Annotated in this window: 11 protein-coding genes; 7 read left to right on the forward strand and 4 right to left on the reverse strand. The window is 69.6% G+C overall.

Translation table 11 applies throughout. The features are described 5' to 3' along the window. Positions 1-87 precede the first annotated feature (87 nt). Complete coding sequence (locus ACWEKR_RS27205; RefSeq protein ID WP_159845943.1) at positions 88-417, forward strand: hypothetical protein; 330 nt, start codon at positions 88-90, stop codon at positions 415-417. On the opposite strand, the gene ACWEKR_RS27210 is transcribed toward ACWEKR_RS27205, so the two are convergent. Then, entirely contained in the window at positions 404-886 is a 483-nt protein-coding gene (locus ACWEKR_RS27210; protein WP_159845945.1) for a MarR family winged helix-turn-helix transcriptional regulator, read from the reverse strand. The genes ACWEKR_RS27205 and ACWEKR_RS27210 overlap by 14 nt on opposite strands. A 61-nt stretch (positions 887-947) precedes the next feature. Here ACWEKR_RS27210 and ACWEKR_RS27215 point away from each other — a divergent pair, with 61 nt between their 5' ends. After that, positions 948-1,319: a cupin domain-containing protein gene (locus ACWEKR_RS27215; RefSeq protein WP_159845948.1), complete on the forward strand. Its 372-nt coding sequence runs from the start codon at positions 948-950 to the stop codon at positions 1,317-1,319. Between the two features lie 4 nt (positions 1,320-1,323). Here ACWEKR_RS27215 and ACWEKR_RS27220 read toward each other — a convergent pair whose 3' ends face one another. Next, positions 1,324-2,604, reverse strand: a complete 1,281-nt coding sequence (locus ACWEKR_RS27220) for an adenosylmethionine--8-amino-7-oxononanoate transaminase (protein WP_452356873.1) — start codon at positions 2,602-2,604, stop codon at positions 1,324-1,326. A gap of 166 nt (positions 2,605-2,770) precedes the next feature. Between ACWEKR_RS27220 and ACWEKR_RS27225 the strand changes: the two genes are divergently transcribed. From ACWEKR_RS27225 to treY, 3 genes are all read left to right on the forward strand, one after another. After that, positions 2,771-3,706 carry a bifunctional helix-turn-helix transcriptional regulator/GNAT family N-acetyltransferase gene (locus tag ACWEKR_RS27225; protein WP_452356874.1) on the forward strand — a complete coding sequence of 312 codons (936 nt, stop codon included), beginning with the start codon at positions 2,771-2,773 and terminating at the stop codon, positions 3,704-3,706. 428 nt (positions 3,707-4,134) lie between these two features. Further along, complete coding sequence (glgX, locus tag ACWEKR_RS27230; protein ID WP_452356875.1) at positions 4,135-6,255, forward strand: glycogen debranching protein GlgX; 2,121 nt, start codon at positions 4,135-4,137, stop codon at positions 6,253-6,255. Positions 6,256-6,290: 35 nt separating this feature from the next. After that, a complete protein-coding gene (gene treY / locus ACWEKR_RS27235; protein ID WP_452356893.1) occupies positions 6,291-8,699 on the forward strand; it encodes a malto-oligosyltrehalose synthase in 2,409 nt (802 codons plus the stop codon). On the opposite strand, the gene ACWEKR_RS27240 is transcribed toward treY, so the two are convergent. After that, positions 8,685-9,896 (reverse strand): DUF2235 domain-containing protein, encoded by a 1,212-nt coding sequence (locus ACWEKR_RS27240; protein ID WP_452356876.1) that lies wholly within the window; start codon positions 9,894-9,896, stop codon positions 8,685-8,687. The two genes, treY and ACWEKR_RS27240, sit on opposite strands and share 15 nt — an antisense overlap. A gap of 92 nt (positions 9,897-9,988) precedes the next feature. Continuing rightward, positions 9,989-10,222 (reverse strand): hypothetical protein, encoded by a 234-nt coding sequence (locus ACWEKR_RS27245; RefSeq protein WP_195087701.1) that lies wholly within the window; start codon positions 10,220-10,222, stop codon positions 9,989-9,991. 87 nt (positions 10,223-10,309) lie between these two features. Here ACWEKR_RS27245 and ACWEKR_RS27250 point away from each other — a divergent pair, with 87 nt between their 5' ends. Both ACWEKR_RS27250 and ilvA read left to right on the forward strand, forming a co-directional pair. Next, positions 10,310-10,744, forward strand: coding sequence for a nitroreductase family deazaflavin-dependent oxidoreductase (locus tag ACWEKR_RS27250; protein ID WP_159845969.1), 435 nt, complete (start codon positions 10,310-10,312; stop codon positions 10,742-10,744). Positions 10,745-10,810: 66 nt separating this feature from the next. Next, complete coding sequence (gene ilvA / locus ACWEKR_RS27255; RefSeq protein ID WP_452356877.1) at positions 10,811-12,175, forward strand: threonine ammonia-lyase IlvA; 1,365 nt, start codon at positions 10,811-10,813, stop codon at positions 12,173-12,175. The last annotated feature ends 36 nt before the right edge of the window (positions 12,176-12,211 follow it).

Here is a 12,211-nt window from a genome sequence, read left to right on the forward strand (position 1 = left end):
CAGGACGCCCGCTGGTACCGTAGGGCAGTCGTTGGTGATGGTCACCGGCCCGCGGTGACGAAGTTTCACCGGGGAGGAACACGGCGGATGCCGCGGTGGGCGATAGTCGTCGAGGAAACAACGGGCTCGGGCGAGCACAAGCGCTGGTCCCCCCGGATTCTCATGGAAGTGGTCGGCACGCGCGCCCAGGCACTGGCCAAGCTGGCCGGGGTACTGCCCACCTACACGCCGGAGCATCCCAAACTGCGCGGCCGCCGCATCGTCCTGCGCGACGGCGACACCTATCTGCTGATGGTGCGCGGCTGGTCGGACGATTACCACTGCATCTTCCGGGTCTGGGAGATGGTGTCGGACAGCGATCGTCCCGAGATCGCCGGGAACCCGCCCGGCGCGCACGGGCGGCTCACGGACCGGTGAACCAGTTCGGCGTGTCGAGCCGGAACAGTTCGCCGGGCGTCAACTCGCGCAGATCGCGTTCCAACGCGGCCAGCCGGTCCGCGCCGAGCCGCTCGGCCCAGCGATCGCGGATCCGGTCGAAGGTGCGCGCCGATCGGGTCAGCACGTCCGCGGCGCGTTCGGTCAGCGTGTAGACTTTGCGCCGCGCGTCGGTCGGATCGTGCCCGCGACGCAGGTAGCCCAGCCGCTCCAGCGCCTCGATGTGTTTGCCCGCGGCCTGTTTCGAGACGCCGAGCGCCCGCCCGAGGTCCGCGGCCGTGCACCCGTAGGGCCCGCCCGCACGGCCGACCGCCTGGAAGACGAAGCCGTGCATCGGCCGCAACGCGGCGTGCCCGTGCTCGGCCAGATCGGCGTGCACCTCGTCGATCACGGTGCGGAAACCGAGCAGCATGCGCAGCGGCAACTCGTAGCCACCAGCGTCACTTGACATGATGGACAACCTCGTTGACTATATGGACAACCATGTTGTCTATCTTAGAGGTGGTAGCCCGATGACCGTCATCCGACACTCCGACACCCGCCGCACCGAGACCCCCGGCGGTGTCATGACCACGCTCGCCTCCCCCACCCAGGGGGGCTCGCAACTCGCGCTGTGGCGGGTCGAGGTCCCCGCCGACACCGCCGGACCGCTGCACTTCATCGACGCGGAGCAGATCTGGACCGTCATCGCGGGACGGATCGACGTCACCGTCGACGGCACGGAACTCACCGCGGCCGAGGGCGATACGGTGATCCTCCCGCCGAACGCGCTGCGGCAGGTGCGCACCGCGGACGGCTTCACCGCCATCGTCACCGCACCGGCGGGCGCGCGGGCGGGCACCCCCGACGGCGACGGCACAATCGTCCCGCCGTGGATCGCCTGACCGGTCACCGACCGTCCTGCGCGGCCACGGCGGCGCGCATCCCGGCAGTGATCGTGGCGATGTCGGCGGAGGTGCTGATGAACGGCGGCATGGCGTACACCAGGTTGCGGAATGGGCGCAGCCACACCCCGGTCGCCACCGCGGCGTCGGTCGCGGCGCGCATGTCGACCGCGCGCTCCAGCTCGATCACCCCGATCGCGCCGAGCACCCGCGCGTCGGCCACGCCCGGCAGGTCGCGCACCGCAGCCAGGCCCGCCGTCAGCTCCGCCTCGATCCGGGCCACCTCACCGCGCCAGTCGCGCGAGCGCAGCAGCTCGATAGACGCGACGGCCACCGCGCAGGCCAGCGGGTTGCCCATGAAGGTGGGTCCGTGCATGAGCCCGCCGTGCGCCGCGCTGATCGTCTCGGCGATCCGCGCGGTGCACAGTGCGGCGGCGAGGGTGAGATAGCCGCCCGTCAGCGCTTTGCCGACGCACATCACATCCGGGCTCACCCCCGCCTGGTCGGCGGCGAAAAGTGTTCCGGTGCGGCCGAATCCGGTCGCTATCTCGTCGAAGACCAGCAGCACGCCGTGTTCGTCGCACAGCCTGCGCAGATCGGTGAGGTAATCGGGGTGATGCCAGCGCATCCCGCCCGCGCCCTGCACCACCGGCTCCACGATGACCGCCGCGAGTTCGCCTGCGCGCGCGGCGATCAGGCGCTCCAGTTCCGCCGCATACTCCGGCTGATAGTCACGCGGCGGCACCGGCGCGAACACCTGGTCGGCCAGGATGTCCGTCCATAGCGAGTGCATGCCGCCCTCCGGGTCGCACACGCTCATGGGGGTGAACGTGTCACCGTGATACCCGCCGCGCCAGGTGAGCAGGCGGCGCTTCTCCGGTTTGCCCAGCGAACGCCAGTACTGCAGGCACATCTTCACCGCGACCTCGACCGAGACCGAGCCGGAGTCGCACAGGAACACCTTGTCCAGCCCGGCCGGTGTCGCTTCGACCAGCAGCTCGGCCAGCCGGGCCGCCGGCTCGTGGGTGAGCCCGCCGAACATCACGTGACTCATCCGCCGCGCCTGGTCGGCCAGCGCGGCGTCGAGCGCCGGATGCCGGTAGCCGTGGATCGCGGCCCACCAGGAACTCATGCCGTCGACCAGCTCGCGCCCGTCGGCCAGGGTCAGCCTGGTTCCCGCGGCCGAGGTCACCACCAGCGGTTCGGTCGTGGCGGGGAAGCCGCCGTAGGGATGCCAGACATGCTCGGCGTCGAGTGCGGTGATCTGGTCGGGGGTCAGTGCCACAGGAATCCTCGCGTCACGGCCCCGGCCGTCCGGGGCGGCTTGAACGCCGTTCAAGTTAGCATCCGAGCTGGGCGGGTGCCCAAGGGCGGGGCGAAGTTCTGCCGTTTCCGCACTCGGCGGCAGCATCGCGGAATATTCTTTGACGAAGTCAAAGAATGGAGCCGACGTGACCGCTGCCGCGCCCGCCGACATCGCCGCCGTCCGCGAATTCAACCGCCGCTACACCCGGGTGATCGGCGTCCTGCGCGAAGGACTGCACGACAGCCGGTACTCCCTCACCGAGGCCAGGATCCTGTTCGAGCTGGCCACGTCCGAGACGATCGAAGTGGTCGCGCTGCGGCATGCCCTCGACCTCGACGCCGGCTACCTCAGCCGCATCCTGGCCCGCTTCGAACAGGGCGGCCTGGTGCGGCGCAACCGCTCCGGCAGCGACGGCCGACGCCAAGAGGTCCGGCTGACCGACAGGGGCCGGGAGGTCTTCGCGACGCTCGATCAGCGCTCCAGCGACGAGGTCGGCGCGTTGCTCGACGCGCGGCATCCGGCGGCCCGCGCCCGGCTGATCACCGCCATGCGGACCATCCAGCAGATCCTGGACCAGCCCGCCGACCGGCCCTCGTGCACGCTGCGCGCGCCGCGCTCCGGCGACTACGGCTGGGTGATCCAGCGTCACGCGGAGTTGTACGCGAACGAATACGGCTGGGACGGGACCTACGAGGAACTGATCGTGCGCATCGTGGCCGGCTACCTGACTTCCCGCGACGAGCGGCGCGAGCGAGCCTGGATCGCGGAGTCCGACGGCCGTCCGGTGGGCAGCGTCTTCTGCGTCCGCGAGGACGACAACACCGCGCGGCTGCGGCTGCTGCTGGTGGAGCCCACCGCCCGTGGCCTCGGCGTCGGCACGGCGCTCGTCGAGGAATGCCTGCGCTTCGCCACCGCGGCGGGTTACCGCGAGATCGTGCTGTGGACCAACGACGTCCTCACCGCGGCACGGCGCGTCTATCAGCGGGCCGGGTTCGAGCTCGTCGACCAGAGCCCGCATCACAGCTGGGGACACGACTTGGTCGGCCAGACCTGGCGGCGATCGCTCACCCCCGCGGACTGACGCGCACCCCGGCCTCCGTGCGGTGAATCGTCGCCGATCACGAGGCCTGCCGGTTCCGCCGAGATCGCACTCCAGCGCCGACCCGCGAGCCGTCCGGGGAGCATCGGCTCCGCGGACGCCGCCCGCCCGTAACCACGCCGAGCGACGAGGGCGTACGCCTCCCCGCTCGCCGCGCGCCGATGTCCCGACAGATCCGCCCGCCGCTGCGGCACTGGGAGATGTTCCGGCCTCGGCACAACCTGGACCGCGCGGGAAGGACCCACCGCGGCGCGAGTGCCGCGCAACCCGCTCGCCCTCGCCCTGCCGCGCCTCGCCGTACTTCTCGGCTACCGCCGCCGCCGGCTGAAAAACCCTTCCTACCTCCCCTGATCAACTCGGCCACAACCACCCGCACAGCCGGACGCCCGGCTGCCGCTACTGTCGTTGCCATGGCTCAGCCCGACGCAGCGCCCGGCGACGCGACACCACTGGGTGTCTGGCCCGGCACCGCCTATCCCCTCGGGGCCACCTACGACGGCGCGGGCACCAATTTCTCGGTGTTCTCGGAGGTTGCCGACGCGGTCGAACTCTGCCTGATCGAGGCGGACGGCGCCGAGACCCGGATCGCGCTCGACGAGGTCGACGGCTACGTCTGGCACGCCTATCTGCCCGGGATCGATCCCGGGCAGCGCTACGGGTTCCGGGTGCACGGCCCGTACGACCCCGACCGCGGCCGGCGCTGCGACCCGAGCAAGTTGCTGCTCGATCCGTACGGCAAGGCATTCGACGGTGACTTCGACGGTCACCCTTCGCTCTACACCCACGGTCTGGACTCCCTCGGCCACACCATGACCGGCGTGGTGATCAACCCGTACTTCGACTGGGGCGCCGACCGCGCGCCCAACCGCCCCTACCACGAGACGGTGATCTACGAGGCGCACGTCAAGGGCATGACGATGACCCATCCCGAGGTGCCGGAGGAGTTGCGCGGCACCTACTCCGGCATCGCGCACCCCGCGATCGTCGGCCATCTGAAGGGATTGGGCGTCACCGCGATCGAACTGATGCCGGTGCACCAATTCCTGCACGATCGCGTGCTGCTGGACCAGGGACTGCGAAACTACTGGGGTTACAACAGCTTCGGCTACCTCGCGCCGCACAACGAGTACGCGACGATGGACCGTGCCGGGTCGGCGGTCACCGAATTCAAGGCGATGGTGCGCGCGCTGCACGCCGAGGGCATCGAGGTGATCCTCGACGTGGTCTACAACCACACCGCCGAGGGCAACCACCGCGGCCCGACGATCGGGTTCCGCGGCATCGACAACGCCGCCTACTACCGCTTGGTCGACGACGACCCCTCGCACTACATGGATTACACGGGCACCGGCAACAGCCTCAACGTGCGTCATCCGCACACCTTGCAGCTGATCATGGACTCGTTGCGCTACTGGATCCTGGAGATGCACGTCGACGGCTTCCGCTTCGATCTGGCCGCGACGCTGGCGCGGGAGTTGCACGACGTGGACCGGCTTTCGACGTTCTTCGATCTGGTGCAGCAGGACCCGGTGGTCAGCCAGGTCAAGCTGATCGCCGAGCCGTGGGACGTCGGCGAGGGCGGCTACCAGGTGGGCAACTTTCCCAGCCTGTGGACGGAGTGGAACGGCAAATACCGCGACACCGTCCGCGACTACTGGCGCGGTGAACCGGCGACGCTGGGCGAGTTCGCCTCCCGGCTCACCGGTTCCTCGGACCTGTACGAGGCCACCGGCCGCAGGCCGAGCGCCAGCATCAACTTCGTCACCGCGCACGACGGGTTCACGTTGCGCGATCTGGTGTCCTACAACGAGAAGCACAACGAGGCCAACGGCGAGGGCAACCGGGACGGCGAGAGCTGGAACCGCTCGTGGAACTGCGGCGCCGAAGGCCCGACCGACGATCCGGGCATCCTCGCCCTGCGCGCCCGGCAGAGTCGCAACCTGCTGGCGACGCTGATGCTCAGCCAGGGTGTGCCGATGCTCGCGCACGGCGACGAGATGGGCCGCACTCAGCACGGCAACAACAACGTCTACTGTCAGGACTCACCGCTGGCCTGGATGGACTGGTCGCTGCGGGAGGAGAACGCCGATCTGCTCGAATTCACCCGCGCGGTGGTGGCGTTGCGCACCCAGCACCCCGTCTTCCGGCGCCGCCGCTTCTTCGCGGGCGGGCCGATCCGGTCGGCGGACAACGCCCGCGACATCGCCTGGCTCACCCCGTCCGGCGAGGAGATGACCGAAGCGGACTGGGACAGCGGATTCGGCAAGTCGCTGGCGGTCTACCTCAACGGCGAGGCGATCCCCGAACCCGGCCCGCGCGGTGAGCGGATCACCGACGATTCGTTCCTGTTGTGTTTCAACGCCCATGACGCGGCCATCGACTTCGTGCTACCGAGCACCGGCGACGGCACGGAATGGTCGGTGGCACTGGACTGCTCGACGCCGACCGGCCTGGCCGACGCCGGGTATCCCGGCGGCGCGACCGTCACCGTCGAAGCTCGCTGTCTCCTCGTCCTCCGCCAGGCCGCCTGACCCGAATGCCGATGAACGCACCCGATTCCACCGAGATGCACCTGACCGACCCGGTATCCCTGCGACGCAAGCCCGCACTCCAGACCACGATCCGCAGCGCCTACCGGCTACAGCTGCGCCCGGACGCGCTCACTTTCGCCGAAGCGCGCGCCATCGCGGAATACCTACAACAGCTGGGCATCTCGCACTTGTACCTGTCGCCGATCCTCACCGCGACGCACGGTTCGACGCACGGCTACGACGTCACCGACCCGACCACGGTCTCCGCCGCGCTCGGCGGCCCGACCGGGCTCAAGGCCCTCGCCGACGAGGTGCGCAGCCGTGGCATGGGACTGATCGTGGATCTGGTGCCCAACCACGTCGGCGTGGCCGATCCGCGGCAGAACGTGTGGTGGTGGGACGTCCTGCGCAACGGCCAGGAGTCGCGGTTCGCGCCCTACTTCGACATCGACTGGAGCCCGGGCAACGGCGCGGGCGGACGACTGGCGCTGCCGGTGCTGCAGAGCGAGAACGACCCGGCCGCGTTGACCGTGGACCGCTCCGGCGCCGAACCCATGCTCGCCCTGCACGATCTGCGTTTCCCGATCGCGCCGGGCACCGACGGCGACAACGCCCTGCGCATCCACGACAAACAGCACTACCGGCTGGTGAGCTGGAAGGCCGGGCTGTGCACCTACCGGCGGTTCTTCGCGGTCAGCAGCCTGGCCGCGATCCGGCAGGAGAACCCCGAGGTCTTCGAGCTCACCCATCGGGAACTCGCCGCGTGGTGCGAGCACGACCTGATCGACGGCGTGCGGATCGACCATCCGGACGGCCTGGCCGATCCCGCCGGGTACCTCACCCGACTGCGCAGGTTGATCGGCCCGCACCGGCTGCTGCTGGTGGAGAAGATCCTGGCCAATCGGGAGCCGCTGGACGCGACCCTGCCGATCGACGGGACCACCGGCTACGAGGCGCTGGCCGACTTCGGCGGCGTGCTGATCGATCCGCGCGGCGAGCACGCGCTCACCGAACTCTCGCGCCGCGTCGCCGGGCACGGCAGCGACCGGGCCTGGATCGGTGAGACCGAGCACCGGATCAAGCGCGCGGTCGCGGAGACCATTCTGGCGCCGGAGATCCGGCGGCTGGTGGCCGAGATCAAACAGGACGCGAACGCCGAGAGCTTCGACACCATGGCGCTGACCAACGCCACCATCGAGGTACTGGCGTTCATGCCGGTGTACCGAGCCGACTACGCGCCGCTGGCCGGGATGGCGGGCGCGGTGATCGCCGAGGTGGAGAAGCGCAACAGCGAGCTCACCGTGCCGCTGGCGGTCCTGGTCGCGGCACTGGCCGCCGACGGGGCCGCGGCCGTGCGCTTCAGCCAGGTCTGCGGCGCGGTGACCGCGAAGGCGGTCGAGGACACCATGTTCTATCAGGCCGCGCGGCTGGTCTCGTTGCAGGAGGTGGGCGGCAACCCGGCGCGTTTCGGTCACTCGCTCAACGAGTTCCACCTGTCCATGAGCCAGCGCGCGCAGCTGTGGCCCGCCACCCTGACGACGCTGTCCACCCACGACACCAAACGCGGCGAGGACGTGCGCGCCCGCATCGGCGTGCTGTCGCAGGCCGCGGAGACCTGGGCGCGCAACGTCGACTCGTGGCTGGAGACGGCACCGGCGCCGGACGGCGCGACGGCCCTTTTCCTGCTGCAGAACATGTTCGGCGTGTGGCCCGCGGACGGCAGGCCCGCCGCCTCGGTGCCCGGCCTGCGGGAACGGTTGCACGCGTTCGCCGAGAAGGCGATGCGGGAGGCCAACACCAAGACCTCCTGGGAGGAGCCGGACGCCGAGTTCGAGACCGCCGTGCACGCCTGGCTGGACACCGTGATCGACGGTCCGGTGGGCTCCGAACTCGGCGACCTGGTGCACGAGCTGGCCCCGCACGCCTGGTCCGATGCGCTGGCGCAGAAACTGCTGCAGCTGTGCGGGCCGGGCATCCCGGACGTCTACCAGGGCTGCGAGCTGTGGGAGGACTCCCTTGTCGACCCGGACAACCGCAGGCCGGTGGACTTCGCCGCCCGCGCGGGCATGTTGCAATCGCTCACCGGCACACCGGCGCTGGACACCACCGGCGCGGCGAAGATGTGGATCGTCGCCTATGCGCTGTGGTTGCGCCGCGAACGTCCCGACTGCTTCGTCGGCGGCGCCTACCGGCCGCTGTTCGCGACCGGTGACCACGCGAGCAAGGTGGTGTCCTACGCACGCGGCCGTACGGGCGAGCCGCCCGAGGTCATCGTCGCCGCCACCCGCCACAGCGTGAGCCTGGCCGAGACCGGGTGGGGCGACACGTTCCTCGACCTGCCCGCGGGCAGTTGGACCGATCGGCTGACCGGGCACACCTTCCAGGGCCGGGCGCGGCTGGAGAAGATGTTCGGCAGGCTGCCCGTCGCCCTACTGGTGCGCTGAGAGCTCGAGCGCGGACGCGTCGGCCGGCACGGGCACGTGCTCGAGTTCCTTCGCGAACACGCCGCGGACCCGCTCGAAGGTCTTCTCCGGAATCACACCGCCGAGCTCTTCGCGCCAGCGCCGCAGGTTCGCGGGCTGGTAGTCCAGCGCGTCCTGCGTACTGGCCGACAGCCGGACGCCCTGATCGGTGGGCGTGGCGATCCGCCGCCAGGAGTCCCAGTGGAAGCGGGGGCTGCGTGGATTGCGCAGGGTTCGCAGCACGTTCAGGATGCGGTAGCCGATGCTCAGCGAATCGTGCAGCCGCATGTGATCGCCGTCGGCGGTGTCGCAGCGCTTCGACAGCGCGGCCAGCCGGTCGCGGTCGAAGGCCAGACCGACCGACTCCGCCTCGCGGACCATCCACTGCAAAGTGGCGTCGGACAGACCGCACTCGGCGTAGCCGCCCCCGATATCGCTGTGCACGCCGGGGAACCACACCTGCTTGACCCGCTCGAATCCGCGCCGGTACTTCACGGTCGGTTCGACCGGCACCTCCCACACGGACGGTTCGAAGTTGCGTCGCCGCTCGTCGATGGCCAGTGCGTGGCGGGCGCAGTGCACGTGGCGCGAGAGCTTGACATCGTGGAAGCGGTGGCGCAGCGAGGTGATGCCGGGGACGCCCAGCGCGCCGACGGTGTCGAACACGCCGAGGAAATCGATCTTCGCTCTCCGGCAGTGCTTGCGGCGGAACTCCTGCCACTCCCGCGGCTCCGCCGGGTCCGGGTCTTCGGGCGTGGGCGCCGGCGGACGCTGCCGGTAGATGCCCAGGGCTTCCGGGTACTTGCCCTCGATCATCGCCTCCGGGGTCATGATCCCGATGCGACTGATCAGGCCGGCCAGGCTGCGCGCGGTGAACGCGCCGCGACTGAAGCCGAAGATGTAGATCTCGTCGCCCTTCTCCCAGTTCAAGGCGAGATGCCAGTAGGCGGACGACAAGTTCGCCTCGAGACCGAGGCCGAAGGCGCCGCCCAGCATTCGATCGCTGAGGAAGCCGCGCGCGCCCGGACCGGAAACATAGGTGACCCACTGCTGGATCGTCTCTCCCGCAGGCCCCGGCGCGTCGAACCGGATCGTCTGCGCGATCTTGACGATATTCGAAACCGTGCTGCTCGATTCGGCCTTCCAGGTGCCGTCGCAACATACAACCAGGCGTTTCATGCGCTGATCCTCCCGCTGGTATCCCACCGAAACCCGCGTACTCGACTACTCGAATTCATCGCGTGGGACGGGGCAGCGTTAATGCGGAGGACTTACGGCGTGCCGCCGGACCGGTCGGCGAGACCCGCGAACGCCATGCCGATCAGCCATCGGGCCGCGCCGAGCGCCGCCGCGACGAGGACCGCGATCTGCAACGAGCCCGTGATCAGGACGAGGACCAGGCAGGTCACCAGCCCGACGACCAGTGCGTCGAGCTTGTAGGCCGGCCACGCGGAGCCCGCGATGTCGATCGTGGTGCCGCGCGCCGAGGAGTGAACGACCGCCATCTCCTCAGGGTAGTCGGAATCAGAAGTTCGGGCCAGCGAACTTTTGTCGCAGGGAACACAGCGAATCGCTGCGGCGTTGCCGCAGACATGCCATTGACAGGTGAATACGAACCGAGCACATCCGACTGGGCCCGCGAGCAAGCCGAGAAGTACGAGAACTCCGGCGGCACCGAGGGCGCGACCTTGCAAGGCAAGCCCATCATCCTGCTCACCACCAAAGGCGCGAAGAGCGGCAAGCTGCGCAAGACGCCGCTGATGCGAGTGGAGCACAACGGCGAGTACGCCGTAGTCGCCTCGTTGGGCGGCGCGCCGAAGCACCCCGTCTGGTACTACAACATCAAGGCCGAACCCCATGTGGAGCTGCGCGACGGCGCGGTCAACAAGGACTACACCGCGCGCGAGGTCTTCGGCGAGGAGAAGGCGCAGTGGTGGGAACGCGCGGTCGAGGTGTGGCCCGACTACGCGAACTACCAGACCAAGACCGACCGTCAGATCCCCGTCTTCGTCCTCACGCCCAGGTAGCTCCTGCGCAGGTAGCCTGCGTGTCGCCGCCACCCGCCGCAGGTCACCGCGGCGGCGGGTGGCACCATGATTCGGGTGTCCGATCCGCTTGATGTCCTCGACGCATTGTCCACTTCTCGTCCCGCGCTCACCGCGGACGAGATCGACGCTGCTCACAAGCGAATTGCCGACGTCATCGATCCGACCCCGCTACAGCGCAGCGAGCGTCTGTCCCAGCTGACCGGGGCGAACGTCTATCTGAAGCGCGAAGACCTCAGCCCGGTGCGCTCCTACAAACTGCGCGGCGCCTACAACCTGGTGGTCCAGCTGACCGAGGACGAGCGCGCCGCGGGCGTGGTCGCGGCCAGCGCGGGCAATCACGCCCAAGGCGTCGCCTTCGCCTGCCAGGCGATGGGGATCAAAGGCCGCATCTACGTGCCGACCACGACGCCGAAGCAGAAGCGGGACCGCATCCGGGTGCACGGCGGCGAGTTCGTCGAGCTGATCGCGGTCGGCGAGACCTACGACGCCGCCGCCGCGGCCGCCGCCGCCGACGTGGAACGCACCGGCGCCACCATGGTGCCGCCGTTCGACGACACGCGCACCGCGGCCGGTCAGGGCACCATCGCCGCGGAGATCCTGGAACAGCTGCCCAGCACGCCCGACCTGGTGATCGTGCCGGTGGGCGGGGGCGGTTGCCTGGCCGGGATCGGCACCTACCTGCGGGCGCGCTCGCCGCAGACCGCCATCCTCGGCGTGGAGCCCGCGGGCGCGGCCTCGATGACCGCGGCGCTGGTGGCGGGCGGTCCGGTCACGCTGCCGGAGATCGATCCGTTCGTGGACGGCGCCGCGGTGCGCCGGGTCGGCGCCGTGCCGTATGCCGCGGTGTCCGGTTTCGGCGGGCGGGTGGTCTCGCACGCCTCGCTGCCGTTGCTCACCATCACCGAATCCCCAAGGGGCGCGGGAGCTTTCCAGATGATGCAGGTCGACGAGGGCGCGATCTGCACGACCATGCTCGACCTGTACCAGAACGAGGGCATCATCGCCGAGCCCGCGGGCGCACTCACCACCACCGCGCTGGCGGAGATCACCGTGGACCCGGGCTCGACGGTGGTGTGCCTGGTCTCCGGCGGCAACAACGACGTGTCCCGCTACGGCGAGATCATCGAGCGCTCGCTCGTGCACCGCGGCCTCAAGCACTATTTCCTGGTGGATTTCCCGCAGGAACCCGGTGCGCTGCGCCGTTTCCTCAACGAGGTGCTCGGCCCGGACGACGACATCACCCTGTTCGAGTACGTCAAGCGCAACAACCGGGAGACGGGCGCGGCGCTGGTCGGCATCGAGCTCGGCGCGCCGGACGGGCTGGCGCCGCTGCTGGAGCGTATGCGGCATTCTCCGATCCAGTGCGAGCGCCTCGAGCCCGATTCCCCGGCCTACCGATACCTGACCTGACCCGGAATCCGGCGCGTCAGGCCGTGTCGGTGTCTA

The sequence above is a fragment of the Nocardia sp. NPDC004573 genome (assembly GCF_053602135.1).

Coding starts and splice junctions, on each gene's coding strand:
- ACWEKR_RS27240 (WP_452356876.1), bottom strand. CDS start 9,896: ATGAAACGCCTGGTTGTATGTTGCGACGGCACCTGGAAGGCCGAATCG.
- ACWEKR_RS27205 (WP_159845943.1), top strand. CDS start 88: ATGCCGCGGTGGGCGATAGTCGTCGAGGAAACAACGGGCTCGGGCGAG.
- treY (WP_452356893.1), top strand. CDS start 6,291: ATGCACCTGACCGACCCGGTATCCCTGCGACGCAAGCCCGCACTCCAG.
- ACWEKR_RS27250 (WP_159845969.1), top strand. CDS start 10,310: ATGCCATTGACAGGTGAATACGAACCGAGCACATCCGACTGGGCCCGC.
- ACWEKR_RS27215 (WP_159845948.1), top strand. CDS start 948: ATGACCGTCATCCGACACTCCGACACCCGCCGCACCGAGACCCCCGGC.
- ACWEKR_RS27245 (WP_195087701.1), bottom strand. CDS start 10,222: ATGGCGGTCGTTCACTCCTCGGCGCGCGGCACCACGATCGACATCGCG.
- glgX (WP_452356875.1), top strand. CDS start 4,135: ATGGCTCAGCCCGACGCAGCGCCCGGCGACGCGACACCACTGGGTGTC.
- ilvA (WP_452356877.1), top strand. CDS start 10,811: ATGATTCGGGTGTCCGATCCGCTTGATGTCCTCGACGCATTGTCCACT.
- ACWEKR_RS27210 (WP_159845945.1), bottom strand. CDS start 886: ATGTCAAGTGACGCTGGTGGCTACGAGTTGCCGCTGCGCATGCTGCTC.